At 45.1% G+C, this 15,857-nt stretch carries 13 protein-coding genes; 10 read left to right on the top strand and 3 right to left on the bottom strand.

The annotated features are described in order from the left end of the window. Nucleotides 1-152: 152 nt before the first annotated feature. From mutS to ABUE20_RS19010, 3 genes are all read right to left on the bottom strand, one after another. Nucleotides 153-2,726 carry a DNA mismatch repair protein MutS gene (gene mutS / locus ABUE20_RS19020; protein WP_408621550.1) on the bottom strand — a complete coding sequence of 858 codons (2,574 nt, stop codon included), beginning with the start codon at nucleotides 2,724-2,726 and terminating at the stop codon, nucleotides 153-155. Between the two features lie 181 nt (nucleotides 2,727-2,907). After that, the gene (locus tag ABUE20_RS19015; protein WP_408621549.1) at nucleotides 2,908-3,258 is read right to left on the bottom strand and encodes an AzlD domain-containing protein; all 351 of its coding nucleotides are present in this window, start codon (nucleotides 3,256-3,258) and stop codon (nucleotides 2,908-2,910) included. Continuing rightward, complete coding sequence (locus tag ABUE20_RS19010) at nucleotides 3,245-3,937, bottom strand: AzlC family ABC transporter permease (RefSeq protein ID WP_408621548.1); 693 nt, start codon at nucleotides 3,935-3,937, stop codon at nucleotides 3,245-3,247. The genes ABUE20_RS19015 and ABUE20_RS19010 overlap by 14 nt, the downstream gene beginning before the upstream one ends. Nucleotides 3,938-4,505: 568 nt before the next feature. Between ABUE20_RS19010 and ABUE20_RS19005 the strand changes: the two genes are divergently transcribed. The 10 genes from ABUE20_RS19005 to csrA all read left to right on the top strand — a co-directional run bounded on the left by ABUE20_RS19005 (nucleotide 4,506) and on the right by csrA (nucleotide 15,387). Further along, nucleotides 4,506-5,369: an oxidoreductase gene (locus tag ABUE20_RS19005; protein ID WP_408621547.1), complete on the top strand. Its 864-nt coding sequence runs from the start codon at nucleotides 4,506-4,508 to the stop codon at nucleotides 5,367-5,369. A gap of 168 nt (nucleotides 5,370-5,537) precedes the next feature. Beyond that, entirely contained in the window at nucleotides 5,538-6,596 is a 1,059-nt protein-coding gene (locus ABUE20_RS19000) for an ABC transporter substrate-binding protein (RefSeq protein WP_408621546.1), read from the top strand. Nucleotides 6,597-6,640: 44 nt separating this feature from the next. Further along, on the top strand, nucleotides 6,641-7,612 hold the full coding sequence (locus ABUE20_RS18995; protein WP_408621545.1) for a FecCD family ABC transporter permease: 972 nt from the start codon (nucleotides 6,641-6,643) through the stop codon (nucleotides 7,610-7,612). After that, nucleotides 7,609-8,370, top strand: a complete 762-nt coding sequence (locus ABUE20_RS18990) for an ABC transporter ATP-binding protein (RefSeq protein ID WP_408621543.1) — start codon at nucleotides 7,609-7,611, stop codon at nucleotides 8,368-8,370. Before ABUE20_RS18995 ends, ABUE20_RS18990 begins: the two co-directional genes overlap by 4 nt. Continuing rightward, entirely contained in the window at nucleotides 8,370-9,140 is a 771-nt protein-coding gene (locus ABUE20_RS18985; RefSeq protein ID WP_408621542.1) for a substrate-binding domain-containing protein, read from the top strand. Before ABUE20_RS18990 ends, ABUE20_RS18985 begins: the two co-directional genes overlap by 1 nt. Nucleotides 9,141-9,443: 303 nt before the next feature. Further along, complete coding sequence (gene recA / locus ABUE20_RS18980; protein ID WP_408621541.1) at nucleotides 9,444-10,529, top strand: recombinase RecA; 1,086 nt, start codon at nucleotides 9,444-9,446, stop codon at nucleotides 10,527-10,529. Nucleotides 10,530-10,598: 69 nt separating this feature from the next. Then, nucleotides 10,599-11,060 (top strand): regulatory protein RecX, encoded by a 462-nt coding sequence (locus ABUE20_RS18975; protein WP_408621540.1) that lies wholly within the window; start codon nucleotides 10,599-10,601, stop codon nucleotides 11,058-11,060. 144 nt (nucleotides 11,061-11,204) lie between these two features. Beyond that, nucleotides 11,205-13,823 (top strand): alanine--tRNA ligase, encoded by a 2,619-nt coding sequence (gene alaS / locus ABUE20_RS18970; protein WP_408621539.1) that lies wholly within the window; start codon nucleotides 11,205-11,207, stop codon nucleotides 13,821-13,823. A gap of 32 nt (nucleotides 13,824-13,855) precedes the next feature. Further along, nucleotides 13,856-15,094 carry an aspartate kinase gene (locus ABUE20_RS18965; protein WP_408621538.1) on the top strand — a complete coding sequence of 413 codons (1,239 nt, stop codon included), beginning with the start codon at nucleotides 13,856-13,858 and terminating at the stop codon, nucleotides 15,092-15,094. A gap of 101 nt (nucleotides 15,095-15,195) precedes the next feature. Beyond that, nucleotides 15,196-15,387: a carbon storage regulator CsrA gene (csrA, locus tag ABUE20_RS18960; RefSeq protein ID WP_408621537.1), complete on the top strand. Its 192-nt coding sequence runs from the start codon at nucleotides 15,196-15,198 to the stop codon at nucleotides 15,385-15,387. The last annotated feature ends 470 nt before the right edge of the window (nucleotides 15,388-15,857 follow it).

Raw genomic sequence — 15,857 nt, 5'->3', positions numbered from 1 at the left:
CTCTGATCGTGAAGCAAGAATTTAGTTCAAAAAAAGTCCCTCACATCATGTGAGGGACTTCTGTATAAAAGACAGGCTTTTAAGCTGGTTTTTTATTGTCATACCATCACCACCGCTTTTGGTGAGGGTGATGGTTTACTCCCTATAAATTTTTAATCCAGCTGTGCCTTAAGTGCATAGATCAGTTCTAATGCTTCTCGCGGTGTTAAATTATCCGGATGAATAGCCGCAAGCTTTTCAATGACCGGATGAACTGGAAGCGGATCTAAACTTAATGAAGCCTGCTGGGGTGTTTCGGATGAAGTGTGGGGAGCGGATAACGGTTCACTTTGTTCCAGCCGTTGCAGTTTGATTTTGGCAAGACGAATGACATCACCGGGGATCCCGGCCAAAGCGGCAACCTGAAGCCCATAACTTTTATTGGCGGCCCCGGATTGGACCTGATGCATAAAAGCGATTGTATCCTGATGCTCTACGGCATCCAGATGAATATTAGCCCCGAACTCCAGTGTATCGGCTAATTCGGTGAGCTCGAAATAATGGGTTGCAAACAGCGTCATGGCTCCTATTTGGGCCAGTTTTTCGGCACAGGCCCAGGCAAGGGACAGACCGTCATAAGTACTGGTGCCCCGTCCAATTTCATCCATGAGCACTAAGCTGTGGCGGGTTGCATTGTGCAGAATGTTCGCCGTTTCGGTCATTTCGACCATGAATGTGGAGCGGCCACTGGCTAGATCGTCAGACGCGCCGATTCGGGTAAAGATCCGATCGACATAGCCAATATTAGCCGTATTGGCTGGGACAAAACTCCCAATGTGAGCCAGCAGTACAATTAAAGCCGTCTGGCGCATAAAGGTGGATTTACCCCCCATATTGGGGCCGGTAATCACCAATAATCGTTGGCTTTGATCTAATTGCGTGGTATTGGCAATAAATGGGTGGTGGCTGGTCTGCTCGATCACCGGATGACGCCCTTGCTCAATCATAATATGTTCACTTTGATCCAGAATTGGACGGTGATAATTGAGTGTTTCAGCCCGCTCGGCTAAGTTACTGAGAACATCTAATTCGGCTAAAGCATCGCTGGTTCGTTGCAGATCAGCAATACTAGGTTGTAGTTGATCTAAGAGTTCATCATAAAGGCGTTTTTCCAGAGCCAAGGCCTTGCCCTGACTGGACAATACTCTGTCTTCATATTTTTTAAGCTCGGGAATAATGTAACGTTCCATATTTTTGAGTGTTTGACGGCGCGTATAATATTCCGGAACTAGATGTGACTGGGCTCGGCTGACTTCAATATAGTAACCATGAACTTTGTTATAACCGAGCTTCAGGGTATTAATTCCGGTTAAATCACGTTCACGTTGCTCAATCTGAGTGAGATAATCACTGGCCCCACTGCTCAGACTTCGCCACTCATCTAATTCTTCATGATAACCCGGAGCAATGACACCCCCATCGCGGATGAGTACCGGCGGATTTTCGATAATCGCCCGTTCCAGCAGGTTTAATAACTCTGGATATTCACTCATGGCCTGGGCCAATGCCTGCAATTTAGGATCCTGATGTTCACTTAGGATGGGCTGAATGAGCGGCAGTTGCGTAAATGTATTTCGTAGTCGAACTAAATCTCGGGGGCGAGCACTTTTTAAGGCTAAACGCGCGATGACGCGTTCAATATCACCGATTTGACGCAACAGCGGTTGAAGAGCTTCTCCCAAATTCTCATTCAAGATCTGTTGAATGGCCTGTTGTCGTTCCATGAGCGTTTGTCGATCCGTGATCGGCTGGTGGAGCCAGCGTTTGAGCAGCCGGCTTCCCATCGCGGTGACACAACGATCCATCACGGAACTGAGCGTATGCTCATGTCCGCCGGATAAATTTTGGGTGAGTTCCAAATTGCGACGTGTAGCCGCATCCAGTTGAATATAGTTTTGAGATTGTTCAACTTTAATCGAGCGTAAATGAGGCAGTGAAGTTCGCTGCGTATCTTTAACATAGCTTAATAGGCATCCGGCGGCGGCTAATGCAACCGGATATTGGCTGACGCCAAACCCATCCAAATGTTGGGTTCCGAATTGCTGATTCAATAGCTGGATTGCCGTTTCGGTGTCAAATTCCCATTCACCTCGTCGCCGCAATCCACGACGCTGCTCGATGAGTGCTTCATAGGTGAATGTATCAGGATAAAGGAGTTCTGCTGGATTGAGTCGTTGTAACTCGGCGGATAGCTGATCCTCGCCTTCAAATTGGTTGATTACAAATTGTCCGCTGCCGATATCAAACCAGGCTAAACCAAATAGCTGTTGATGCTGGCAGATGCTGACGAGCAAGTTGTCTTGTCGATCATCGAGAAGTGCATCATCGGTAATGGTTCCGGGTGTGACAATACGGATCACTTTGCGTTCGACGGGACCTTTGGCTGTTGCCGGATCTCCCATTTGCTCACAGATAGCAACGGATTCACCTTTTTCAACTAACCGGGCTAGGTAACTTTCTGCCGCATGATAGGGAATGCCTGCCATCGGGATCGGTTCTCCATTTGATTTTCCCCGCTTGGTGAGCGAGATATCTAGGAGTTGAGCCGCTCGTTTGGCATCGTCGTAGAACATCTCATAGAAATCTCCCATTCGATAAAAGAGCAAGATATCGGGATGTTCGGCTTTGATTGCCAGATATTGGCGCATCATTGGGGTATGCCCGTCAAAAAGATTATCTGAATTCATCAAATTTGGTTGCTTCATGAAATGGTTACTACTATTGGTTAGCGGTATGAAAATGAACCTATATAGACAAGAACTTGATTATAAGGTGACTCACATGATTTATCTAATCATCGAAATCGCAATAATCTCAGTATTGCTGATTGTATCATAATGGCGTTCTTTTGATCGCAACCGTGGCTGGTTAAAGTGAACCACAGTAACTGACGAGCGCGAATATTGCGACTCCGGCTAAAACAGCGAAGCCGGCATTCCGAGTGAATTTAAGGGCTAGTAGTGTCGTCAGCACTCCCAATATATAACTCAGCTGTGCGATAGTTCCCAACTGAATGGTTTTTTGAACGCCGGGAATGACGGTCACAACGGTAATGGCTGCGAGTAATGAAGGCCCTAATGTGGCCAAAACCGGTGAGTTTTTATCGGTCTGAGAGGTCTGCTTTTGCATGCGCTTTAAAATAAAAGGCAGGACTCGTGTGCTGTATGTGACAACAGCCATACAAAGTACCGCTAGCCAGATTTGGTTAAATGACGGCATGAGTAAATTTACTCCGGATCAAGGTTATGACGCATCCCGATAGGGCTCCGCCTAATAAAGCTAAAGCGGTCATGCCTTGCAGGTAGAGTATGGCTGCAACTAGTGCTGAAACAAGCATGGGGAGACGAGTAAATGGGGTTAGGCTTTCGTAAACCAGTACAATAAATAACGCGGGTAGCGCAAATGGCATCACCGTCGTTAATAGTGGTATTTTGGCACTGAGGCTGACGCCAGCCAGTGCTCCCAGCGTGGTTCCAATAAACCAAGTAAGATAGCTGATCCCTCCCAGCCAGCAGGCCCAGTTTAAACGATCCGATTTGGGGTGTTGTGATATTTTGACCAGCGCTGTAGCAAAAACCTCATCGGTCAATAAAAAGGCAAAGCCGAGTTTTTGTTTAAAACCATCGGGCAGCTTTGACATTAATACTGTGCCGTATAAAAAGTGTCTGATATCCATTAGCGCGCATAAACCAATGATGAGTGGCCAGTAGGTCCCGGTATGAATGGCTGCCAACAGAATAAATTGGCTGGCTCCGGCATAAATAAAAGCGGACATCGCCAGAATGAGTTCAATTGGCAAACCATTGACAACGCCCGTCATGCCGAAAGCAAATGCAATAGGAAGATATCCGATAACGATAGGCAAAGAAGCTTTGAATGCCGGTTTTAAAGTATGCATAGAGTTATAAAGCCTGCAATACAAAAGAGTAAGAGCGAGTGGTTGCGAATAATAAACGAATACTCAAAAAATACGCGATGACTGGTTTTGTGCGTGTTGCGATCGGTTTTATGAAGTACAAGTTGTGTCTGATGATCAATCGCATAGATAAATGATATCGGGTTTAGATTCTAAGGATGCAATCAATGTTGTTGATCCAATTGAAATATTCTCTGTAGGTGTTTAGCTTCGGTTGCAGCTGGCTACACACAGAAGTTTGGATGATGCACGTTTTCCTCCGAAATTACTAGAGGCTGTTGATCGTTCATGGTTTAATTTTGTTCAAATTAAACGCATTTTGAATAAGGCTCGGTCTGTGACGCTTAATGAATTAAGCGAACAGAGGGCAACATTGTTCAGAATGTTTTATTTAAATCCGATTGCTGCCAGCATTATCACGCAAGGTCAACAGCCTCTAAAGGTTTTGGCGGTGAGGCGGTTGCTATTTATAAGCTAGAACGCGGAATATTGGGCAAATGGATCAATCTGGAATAAGGTGACATGATGGATGCCAATAAGGAGGTGCAACATGGTAGATCTAACAAAAGCGGGCACATATAAGTTTGCTGGTCGGCAAGTGAATCGTATGGGGTATGGTGCGATGCAGTTATCCGGCCCAGGTATTTTTGGGGCTCCGGAGGATCCAAATCTGGCCTGTGAGGTTTTAAAACAGGCTTTGGCAATGGGTGTGAACCATATTGATACATCGGATTTTTATGGTCCATATATTACGAATCAGTTAATCAAACAGGCGCTATTTCCTTATCCTGATGAATTGACGATTGTAACTAAAGTGGGAGCTTTGCGAGATGACAAAGCGAACTGGCTCCCCGCTTTTGAAAAAGAGCAGCTCATTCGGGCGATTCATGATAACTGTGAACATTTGGGCCTTGAAGCGGTGGATGTTGTGAATCTGCGGGCGATGTTTGCAGAAGGGCCAGCCGAGGGGAGTTTAGAAGAGCCGCTGTCAGTGTTAGCAGAGCTCCAGCAACAAGGGCTAATTAAACATATCGGACTGAGTAATGTGACGCCAAAACAGTTGGAACAGGCGCAGCAGATGGTGAATATTGTCTGTGTTCAGAATATGTATAATGTGGCGAATCGTCAGGATGATGATTTTATTGATGAATTAGCTAAAACACATATTCCGTATGTCCCATTTTTCCCCTTGGGTGGGTTTTCCCCATTACAGTCTGCGGTTTTAGATGAGATTGCCAGTCAGCATCAGGTTTCTGTTATGCAGGTGGCTTTAGCGTGGTTACTACAGCGTTCAGAAAATATTTTATTGATCCCGGGGACTTCATCCTTAGCTCATTTACAAGACAATTTGGCGGCGGCTGAGTTGATTCTTCCTGAAGCCGATATTGATAAGCTCAATCAAATTGCCGGTTAGATAAATCTAAAGCACCTTTTCAGGTGCTTTTTATCAAACGAGCGATTGTTAGTGGCTTTTTTCATTTCTATTGATTTAAATCTGTATTGAAAAATAGATGCGATTGCTTTTATTCTGTGGTAATCGTTATATGTTTTTGTATATAACGCGTGGTAGGGAACCGAGCACATGAAAAAGTGGGCGAGCATATGGGGAAGTATGTTGTTACTGGTGAGCTCATCAGTATGGGCTCAACGAGTAGTCACTGATCAGTTAGGGCGTCAAGTTACGATTCCTGATGAGGTCAACCGTGTGGTGGTGTTACAGCATCAGACCTTGGATATTCTGGTTCAGCTGGATGCTCAGCGCAAAATAGTCGGTGTACTCTCCAGTTGGCAACGACGTTTAGGGCGTGATTATTTGCGGTTGGCCAAAGGACTGGATCAATTGCCTATGCCAGGGGATCTGACTCAAGTCAATATAGAGAGTTTGTTGAAGTTAAAGCCCCAAGTTGTGTTCGTGACGAATTACGCACCGCCGCAGATGCTGGCTGCGATTGAACGAGTCGGGATTCCGGTCATTGCCATTTCATTAAGACAGTATCAACCCGGGCAAGCCAGTCAGCTCAACCCATCGTTGACGAATGAAGAGGTAACCTATAATCAGGGGCTTAAAGAGGGGATCCAACTTATTGGTGAGGTGGTAAATCGCACTGCACAGGCCCGTCAGTTGATTGATTATATTTTTGCGCAGCGGCAATTAGTGACTCGGCGTTTAGCCGGATTAACTGATCAGCAACGGCCGCGAGTCTATATGGCAAATCCGAATTTGATTACTTATGGACATGGGAAATACATCGGCCTGATGATGCATCATGCCGGGGCTATTAATGTCGCTGCTCAAGCGATTAAAGGATACAAGCAAGTTTCTATCGAACAAGTATTGCAATGGGATCCACAGGTTATTTTAGTTCAGCATCGTTATCCCAAGGTGATCCAACAAATTAAAACTGATCCACTTTGGCAGTCAATTGACGCCGTTAAACATCAGCGTATCTATTATATGCCTCAGTATGCGAAAGCTTGGGGATATCCGATGCCGGAAGCGGTTGCCGTCGGAGAATTATGGTTGGCAAAGCGGCTCTATCCACAGCGTTTTGCCGATATTGATGTGAATAAAGCTGCCGATGATTATTATCAGCGTTTTTATCGAACTCATTATCAGCCTTCGATATTAAGTCAGAATTAATGAGGCGATCCGAATCTTGTATCAAGCTCAGTGTATTACCGTTTATGGCTTTGATTATTATGCTGTTATCACTGGGAATGGGAGATTTTTCATTATCGGCGATTCAGACTCTGCAAATTTTGTTGCATCCCCATCTGCATTCGGCAGCAGAACCGATGTCGATTGCTCAGCAGGTGATCTGGCAGATCCGTCTTCCTCGGATCTTGATGGCTTTTTTGGCCGGTGCCGGGTTGGCCGTCTGCGGAGCTGTGTTACAGGGGGTGTTTCATAATCCACTGGTGGGGCCTCATCTGATTGGCGTGTCCTCGGGATCCGCTTTTGGAGGAACTTTAGCGATCTTGTGGGGATGGTCTGATGGATTATTACTGGCATCGTCATTTCTATTTGGCATGTTGGCTCTGTTGCTGATTTTTATTGTGGCTTCATTATTTTCTCGGCGGAGCCGCTTGGTGTTAATTTTGGCGGGCGTGATCCTCAGTGGGTTTTTTGGAGCACTCGTCAGTTTGATGCAATATCTAGCGGATACCGAAGAAAAGTTGCCGCGTATTGTTTATTGGTTGCTAGGTAGTTTTGCCACTGCACATTGGCAAAGTTTAGTGGGATTGGCTATCCCGTTGGGTATTTCGGGAGCATTACTGATGGCTTTACGTTGGCGACTCAATGTGTTGTCGATGGGCGAACAGGATGCACAATTGCTGGATCGACATGCCGGAGTGGTGCGTTGGTTATTATTGGTTTTTTCGGCCGTGATTGTTGCTGCTCAAGTGGCTTACAGTGGCAGCATTGGCTGGATTGGTTTAGTGATCCCGCATATGGCTCGTCTGTGGGTCGGAACCGATCATCGTGTGATGCTTCCGGCTTCGTTGTGGATCGGGGGCTGTTTTATGATGTTAGTGGATGATTTGGCTCGATGCCTGAGTAGTTCAGAGATCCCTATTGGGATCTTGACCGCGTTATTAGGTGCCCCGTTGATTGCCGTTTTGCTTTATATCAATCGGGATAAGGAGCGATTGTGACTCAAGTGTTGCTTAAAACGCGGGGGCTCATTTGTGGTTATCAACATCATGATCCGCTGTTTCGGCCACTGGATCTAGAGCTTAAAACGGGGGAAATCACAGCCATTTTAGGAGGCAATGGGCGGGGAAAAACCACGTTGATGCGTACTTTAACCGGGCAGTTGCGGGCATTGAGTGGGACCGTGCAATGTTCAGCCCATATTGGATTTGTGCCTCAACGTTTTCAGGCATCTTATGCCTATCGAGTTTTAGACATTGTCTTAATGGGGCGAGCGAATCGGCTCCGGATGTTTTCCGTACCGGGAGCCAAAGATGAGCAGATTGCTTATCGGGCATTGCGGCAGTTATCGATTGAACATCTGGCTCTCTGCGCGTTTGACCAATTATCCGGAGGTCAGCAGCAATTGGTTTTGATTGCCCGGGCTTTAAGTAGTGAGTGTCAGATTATGATCCTTGATGAACTGGCTACTGCATTGGATTTGGCCCATCAGTCTATTGTTTTGACATTGCTTAAACAATTAGCGGATCGGCAGCATCTGAGTATTCTATTTTCGACTCATGAACCGGCACATGCCAAGTTGATTGCCCACCATTCGTTGCTGTTGTTAGCCCAGCGTCAGCACTTATATGGTCCCAGTGCGCAAGTATTAACCGAAGATGTGCTTTCGAATTTGTATGGAGTTCCGATCCAGAGAGGAACTTATGACTATGGTGGTCAGTGTTACAGTACTTTTATTCCGTGGTTAGTGGAGCCGTAATGGACGCAACATTATCAATCTATGCAGCGGGTAGTTTGAAATCCGTATTTAATTTTCTTTTTCCATTGTTTACCGCCGCTACTGGAGTCGCGATTGATGCGACATTTGGTCCGGCAGGCCTGCTTGCAGAGCGGATTAAACACGGTGCTCATGTTGATTTTTTTGCCAGTGCCAATTGTGCCCATCCCATAGTGTTGGAACAGCTAGGATTAGCTGAACAAGGGCAGATTTTTGCTCATAATCAGTTATGTCTGGTGATGCGAGATGACATCATGGTGCGAGGTCAATCATGGCTTCCTTTATTGAGTTCCCGTACCATGAAATTATCCAGCTCTACTCCCGGAAAAGATCCGGGCGGCGATTATGTACAACAATTTTTTGATCGGATTGCGCGTTGGGATCCGCAGCTAGCAATGCAACTTCGAGAACGAACTTTGCCATTGGTTGGCGGGTCATTAGATAGTGAAACCTCGCTTTATACCCCAACGATTCCCGCAGGGGTTCATCTGGTGTTGACCCATCAGAGTGATATTCACATTGGCTATGCGAACCATATAGCGACCATGCGAGCGATACGTGGAGTTCATGTCGTTGAGATCCCGGAACATGACAATATTCAGGCAACTTACCGATATACGGTTTTAAAACCTGCATTGTCCGCTGCAATTCATTTTGGTCAGTTTTTAATTTCGGCACCTATCCAGCAGATCCTGCGAGAATATGGATTTATTCCTATTGAAAATTTGACGGATGAAACGCCCCCTTATTAATATTGTGCGCATTATCAAGATAGACTGCCGATGATGAGGATTGAACTGGAGTTATCTCATGTTGGGTTCTGGTTTGAAAAATATCGCTATATCAATTGATTGCTTGAGAATCATTCATTTTGAACTGGTGATTGGAGAGTGTGAGCGTGAGGAAATCACGGTTCGAGATCGGTACGGTCGATAAAACGCGTTACAATAGCGGTGCTTGAAAATATAGAGACAATGAAAAAGTATCTTGATACTGTATAAATAAACAGTATACTGATAATCAAAAGCCTGACTATAAGCTTAAACGAGGATCGAATGGATCAGAACAAACAAAAAGCCCTGGCTGCTGCATTAGGTCAAATTGAAAAACAATTTGGTAAAGGTTCCATCATGCGCTTAGGCGATGGTGCCGCGGCAATGCTGGACATTGAATCTGTTTCAACAGGCTCTTTGGGGCTGGATATCGCATTAGGAATTGGCGGTTTGCCTTATGGCCGTATTGTTGAAATTTATGGTCCTGAATCTTCAGGTAAGACGACATTGACGCTGTCTGTGATTGCTGAAGCCCAAAAACAAGGGAAAACCTGTGCGTTTATCGATGCCGAACATGCTTTGGATCCGATTTATGCTCGTAAATTAGGCGTTAATGTCGATGATCTGCTGGTTTCTCAGCCGGATACGGGTGAACAAGCATTGGAAATTTGCGATATGTTAGTGCGTTCCGGTGCGGTGAATGTGGTTATCGTGGATTCGGTGGCCGCCTTAACACCCAAAGCTGAAATTGAAGGTGAAATGGGCGATAGTCACGTTGGCTTACAGGCTCGTTTGATGTCCCAGGCATTACGTAAATTGACCGGTAATATTAAACAATCCAACTGCTTGGCTGTTTTTATTAATCAGATCCGAATGAAAATTGGCGTGATGTTTGGCAACCCTGAAACAACGACTGGTGGTAATGCACTGAAGTTTTACGCGTCAGTTCGTCTGGATATTCGGCGCATTGGTGCCGTTAAGGAAGGGGATGAAGTGGTGGGTAACGAAACCCGGGTGAAAGTGGTTAAAAACAAAGTATCCCCTCCATTTCGTCAGGCTGAATTCCAGATCATGTATGGTGGCGGTATTAACCGATTTGGTGAGCTGATTGATCTTGGGGTTAAAGAGAAATTAGTTGAGAAAGCCGGCGCTTGGTTTAGTTACAATGGTATTAAAATTGGTCAAGGTAAAGCCAACGCTTGTAAATACCTGATGGAGCATCCTGAAGCTGCTCATGAAATTGATACTAAATTGCGGGATCTGTTATTGGGTCAACCGGGAATTACCGAACCGGGAAAAGCACCGTCGGTATCTGAGCCGGATTCAGCAATGGTAGATTTGACTGACGATGATCAAGTGTCAGATTAAGATAGTAAGATAGATGTCAATTAGAAAAGGGCCGAAAGGCCCTTTTTACGTTCACGAGATGCAGTCATTATGGTTCAGAGTAAATTAACGGCTAAAGGTGCAATGATGGAGCTGTTATCCCGGCGCAGCTATAGTCGAGCTCGATTAGCACAGAAACTATTAGAAAAAGAGTATTCGCTTGAATCAGTTGAAGAGGCGTTGGCTGTTGCTGAAAATTATGGTTGGATTGATGATAAAACTTATGCGCTGGGTTTGATTCGCTCCCGGATCAGTAGTGGATATGGTCCGGCGTATATTCGGCAGTATCTGGTCAGTAAAGGTGTTGAGCGGTCGGTTGCTGACAGGGCCTTACAGCAAGATGATTGGGATTGGTGGCAGGCGATTGATCACGCTTTCTACAAAAAATATCGAGAACTTCCGGGGGATTGGCAATTAAAGCGTAAATGCTCTGCTTTTCTTTATCGACGTGGTTTTGATTCTGATTTAATCCAATCATTTATGCAGCATTTGCAAAGTGGTGAAAACGACTAATTATTTACCATTCCTCTACGGTTAAGTGGCTTTCTAAGGCAGGCTACGCATGCTATATTGTTGCTCATTCTAAAAACGGCTTCTGAGCCGGAAAATTCAGAAATAGCCTAATCGGCAGCAAAGACTAAGAATCAGGATTTATCAATGAAAATGACTTCCGCTGAGATTCGGAGTGCGTTTCTGGAGTACTTTCAGAGTAAAGGACACCAGATCGTACCGAGCAGCTCTCTGGTTCCGCATAATGATCCGACATTGTTGTTTACCAATGCCGGGATGAACCAGTTTAAAGATATTTTTTTGGGGCTAGAAAAGCGTAATTATAATCGAGCGGTAACGGCCCAGCGTTGCGTTCGGGCGGGTGGTAAACATAATGACCTCGAAAACGTAGGTTATACTGCTCGTCACCATACATTCTTTGAAATGATGGGAAACTTCAGTTTTGGGGATTACTTCAAGCATGACGCCATTCGTTTTGCTTGGGGATTTCTAACCGAAGTCGTTAAGCTTCCTAAAGAAAAATTGCTTGTCACCGTTTATGCCGAAGATGATGAAGCATTTAATATTTGGGCTGATGAAATCGGCATTCCAACTGATCGAATTGTCCGTATCGGTGACAATAAAGGTGAACGCTACGCATCTGATAATTTCTGGCAGATGGGTGATACTGGCCCTTGCGGTCCATGTAGCGAAATTTTCTACGATCATGGTGAACATATCTGGGGGGGGCCTCCAGGATCTCCAGAAGAAGATGGCGACCGATTTATTGAAATCTGGAACCTCGTCTTTATGCAGTTTAACCGTCATGCCGATGGTCAAATGGATAAATTGCCAAAACCATCTGTCGATACCGGTATGGGGTTGGAACGAATTGCTGCGATTTTACAGGGCGTTCACTCCAACTATGAGATCGATATTTTCCAACGTTTGATTGCAAAAGCTGCAGCGATCATCGGTTATGCTGATTTGAGTGATAAATCATTGCGAGTTGTTGCCGATCATATTCGCTCATGTAGCTTTTTAATCGCTGATGGTGTGATGCCTTCGAATGAAGGCCGTGGTTATGTATTGCGCCGAATTATCCGTCGTGCGGTTCGTCACGGGAATAAACTGGGTTGTAAAGAAGTCTTCTTTTATAAACTGGTTCAGGAACTGGTGGATATTATGGGCGAAGCCTATCCTGAGCTAAAACAGCAGCAATCGATGATCGAAAAAGTATTGCGTCTGGAAGAAGAACAATTCGCGAAAACTTTAGACCGCGGTCTGCAGATTTTAGATGAATCACTCAGCCAGTTAGACGGGACAGTTATTCCGGGTGAATTAGTCTTCAAACTTTATGACACTTATGGTTTTCCGGCTGATTTAACCGGTGATGTAGCCCGTGAGCGTAACTACACTATTGATGAAGTTGGCTTTGATGCTGAGATGAAAAAACAGCGTCAACGGGGTAAACAGGCGAGTCAGTTTGATGTCGATTACTCTAAAGCGATTCATGTTGATAGTAAAACTCAGTTTATCGGCTATCAGCAGCTTGAAAGTGAAGTGCGCGTCATTGGTTTATTCACGGAAGGTCAGGCGATCAGTCAAGCCGTTAGCGGTGATGTGCAAATTGTTTTGGATCAGACCCCATTTTATGCTGAATCAGGGGGGCAGGTCGGCGATCACGGTGTGTTGCTATTAAAAGATGGTCAGGTTCGTATTGACGATACTACCAAAAGTGGTGATGCCTTCGTTCATCACGGAACTGTGATTGATGGCACAATTAAAGTGGATGACGTAGTTACGGCTCGTGTTGATTCGCGTCTGCGCAAAGCCAGTGCATTAAACCATTCTGTGACCCATTTACTGCATGCCTCGTTGCGTCAGATCTTGGGAGCTCATGTGGCTCAGAAAGGTTCATTGGTTGAACCGAGTCGGTTACGTTTTGACTTCTCGCATCTTGAAGCAATTGATAGTGAGACTTTGAAACAGATTGAACAATTGGTGAATGAACAGATCCGTCGTAATTTACCGGTTAATACAACCGTGATGTCACTGGATGATGCGAAACAAGCCGGAGCGATGGCTTTGTTTGGTGAAAAATACGGTGATGAAGTCCGAGTGGTCAAGATGGGTGAGTTTTCCACTGAATTATGTGGGGGGACCCATGTCACTCAAACAGGGGACATCGGCCTATTTAAAATTCTTCATGAAACCGGAATTGCATCAGGTGTTCGCCGTATTGAAGCGGTGACTGGGCTGTATGCGGTTAATTATGTTCAGAAACTAGAAGCTCAACTGCAAATGGCTGCCAATGAATTAAAAGGCGAACTATTTGGCGTGGCTGAACGGATTACCCAGCAGCAGGAACGTACGCGGTTACTTGAAAAAGAACTTGAACAACTTAAAGCGAAGCTGGCCGCTCAGGCTGGTGCCAGTATTTTGGATCAGGTTCAAACCATCAATGGTGTTAAAGTCCTAGTAGCTGATTTGGCAGGAGTTGAAGCGAAGTCACTGCGGACCACTTTAGATGATCTTAAAGTGAAAATGCAAAGTGGTATCGTGGTGTTGGGTACCGCATCTGCGGATAAAGTAAATCTGATTGCCGGGGTCACCAAAGATCTCACTCATCAAGTCAAAGCGGGTGAACTTGTGAATGTTGCCGCTGAAGTCGTTGGTGGTAAAGGTGGGGGGCGTCCGGATATGGCGCAGGCTGGGGGTTCGAAACCTGAAGCGTTAGCTCAGGCTTTGGATGCGGCCAGACAATGGTTGTCAGATAAACTTTAACCTATTTCGATTATACGGTAAGGAAATTTGCAGTGGCCTTATTAGTTCAAAAATACGGTGGTACATCAGTTGGCTCAATTGAACGAATTGAAGCCGTTGCCCAACGTATTAAAAAGTGCCGTGAACAGGGCAATGATCTGGTAGTCGTCGTTTCAGCGATGTCAGGTGAAACCAACCGGTTGTTAGGATTGGCTGCCCAACTGGATGAAAATGCCTGTGAGCGGGAGAAAGATGTTCTGGTTTCGACCGGTGAGCAGGTGACGATCGCATTATTGACCATAGCCCTGCAAAAAATAGGTTGTCCGGCCGTTTCTATGACCGGAGATCAACTACGGATGCATACGGATGGTGCTCATGGTAAAGCGCGTATAACTAAAGTAGATGACGCGCCGGTGCATGCGTATTTAAAAGCTGGAAATGTAGTTGTTGTCGCCGGATTTCAAGGACGAGCTGAAGATAATAGTATTACAACTTTGGGCCGTGGGGGGAGTGACACGACTGCTGTTGCGATTGCTGCGGTGCTTAAAGCGGATGAATGCCAGATTTATACGGATGTCGATGGTGTTTATACGACTGATCCCCGGGTTGAACCCCGGGCTCGTCGATTAGATCAAATCACATTTGAAGAAATGTTGGAGATGGCCAGTTTAGGAGCGAAAGTATTACAAATTCGCTCCGTTGAGTTTGCTGGAAAATATAATGTGCCATTGCGGGTTCTTTCATCATTTGAAGAAGATAGCCAGGGAACCCTGATTACTTATGAGAGGAAGAAAATGGAAGCTGCTGTAATTTCTGGGATTGCCTTTATGCGCGATACGGCAAGTTTGACAATTCTGGGTGTACCGGATAAGCCTGCCATTGCAGCGACACTGTTAGATCCTATTGGCCATGCTCATATTGATGTTGATATGATCGTTCAGAATAGTATTGGTGATGGAACTGCAGATTTCACATTTACCGTGCAAAGTTCAGACTATAAAAAAGCCTATGAATTGCTTGAAGAATCAGCCCGGACTTTAGGTGCTCGATCAGTACATGGGAACGATCGAATCGCAAAATTGTCTATAGTGGGTGTGGGGATGATGAATCACCCAGGGATCGCTCGGAAAATGTTTGATACTCTGGGGCAGGAAGGCATTAATATGCAATTAATTTCCACATCGGAGATTAAAGTCTCTGTGATTGTGGATGAAAAATATCTTGAATTGGGCGTTCGTGCTTTGCATCGGGCGTTTGAATTAGAAAATATCGCCAAAGAAGAGAAATTCTAGACGTTGATAGTGGATAATCTATATAGTCTACAGAGCTCAATTAGCATTATGATAGAACCATCTGTTTAGGGCGAATTTTTTAGGATTTTAAGGAGCAACGAATGCTTATTTTAACTCGTCGGGTAGGGGAAACACTGATGATTGGTGACGAAGTAACTGTCACTGTGTTGGGTGTAAAAGGTAATCAGGTCCGTATTGGTGTGAATGCTCCCAAAGAAGTATCTGTTCATCGTGAAGAAATCTATATGCGAATTCAGGCGGAAAAGAACGCCACCCAGGCAGCTAACAGCTAGTCATTCGGGAATTCGCCTCATGAGGAAGCTTTGGCTTCCTTTTTTTGTTTTTATCCTTCCGTGTTCGTTGAGCCATTCAAGAACTAATCGATGAATCACTTTGTGAGTTCATTTTAGTGGTATGGTTCGATGTTCTTAAATCGATAGTTTATATCATCCAATAGTGTTGATCTTTTATTTGAGCTCTCGGTTGTGCTGGGTCATTCTTTGATTGAATGGAAAAGAAAGCCGCTGTTGTCGCTAAAATATAGATTTATAGTGGATCTGGGGTACCGATTTATGGCTTCTGGTGGCAAAGCACTCAGGTTGGTTGTTTGCTGAGCGAATGATCTGGCTTTTATTAAAAAACGTTTGACTAAATTTTTTTAAACAGTATTATCACCACCCGAAATCATGGTGAGGTGGCCGAGAGGCTGAAGGCGCTCCCCTGCTAAGGGAGTATAGGGTTTATAGCCCTATCGAGGGTTCGA

Source organism: Celerinatantimonas marina (assembly GCF_046054165.1).
GTDB lineage: Bacteria > Pseudomonadota > Gammaproteobacteria > Enterobacterales > Celerinatantimonadaceae > Celerinatantimonas.
The sequence above is the reverse complement of the archived record's forward strand: the minus strand, read 5'-3'. Positions and strand labels throughout refer to the sequence as shown.

Coding starts and splice junctions, on each gene's coding strand:
- mutS (WP_408621550.1), bottom strand. CDS start 2,726: ATGAATTCAGATAATCTTTTTGACGGGCATACCCCAATGATGCGCCAA.
- ABUE20_RS19015 (WP_408621549.1), bottom strand. CDS start 3,258: ATGCCGTCATTTAACCAAATCTGGCTAGCGGTACTTTGTATGGCTGTT.
- ABUE20_RS19010 (WP_408621548.1), bottom strand. CDS start 3,937: ATGCATACTTTAAAACCGGCATTCAAAGCTTCTTTGCCTATCGTTATC.
- ABUE20_RS19005 (WP_408621547.1), top strand. CDS start 4,506: ATGGTAGATCTAACAAAAGCGGGCACATATAAGTTTGCTGGTCGGCAA.
- ABUE20_RS19000 (WP_408621546.1), top strand. CDS start 5,538: ATGAAAAAGTGGGCGAGCATATGGGGAAGTATGTTGTTACTGGTGAGC.
- ABUE20_RS18995 (WP_408621545.1), top strand. CDS start 6,641: ATGGCTTTGATTATTATGCTGTTATCACTGGGAATGGGAGATTTTTCA.
- ABUE20_RS18985 (WP_408621542.1), top strand. CDS start 8,370: ATGGACGCAACATTATCAATCTATGCAGCGGGTAGTTTGAAATCCGTA.
- recA (WP_408621541.1), top strand. CDS start 9,444: ATGGATCAGAACAAACAAAAAGCCCTGGCTGCTGCATTAGGTCAAATT.
- ABUE20_RS18975 (WP_408621540.1), top strand. CDS start 10,599: ATGGTTCAGAGTAAATTAACGGCTAAAGGTGCAATGATGGAGCTGTTA.
- alaS (WP_408621539.1), top strand. CDS start 11,205: ATGAAAATGACTTCCGCTGAGATTCGGAGTGCGTTTCTGGAGTACTTT.
- csrA (WP_408621537.1), top strand. CDS start 15,196: ATGCTTATTTTAACTCGTCGGGTAGGGGAAACACTGATGATTGGTGAC.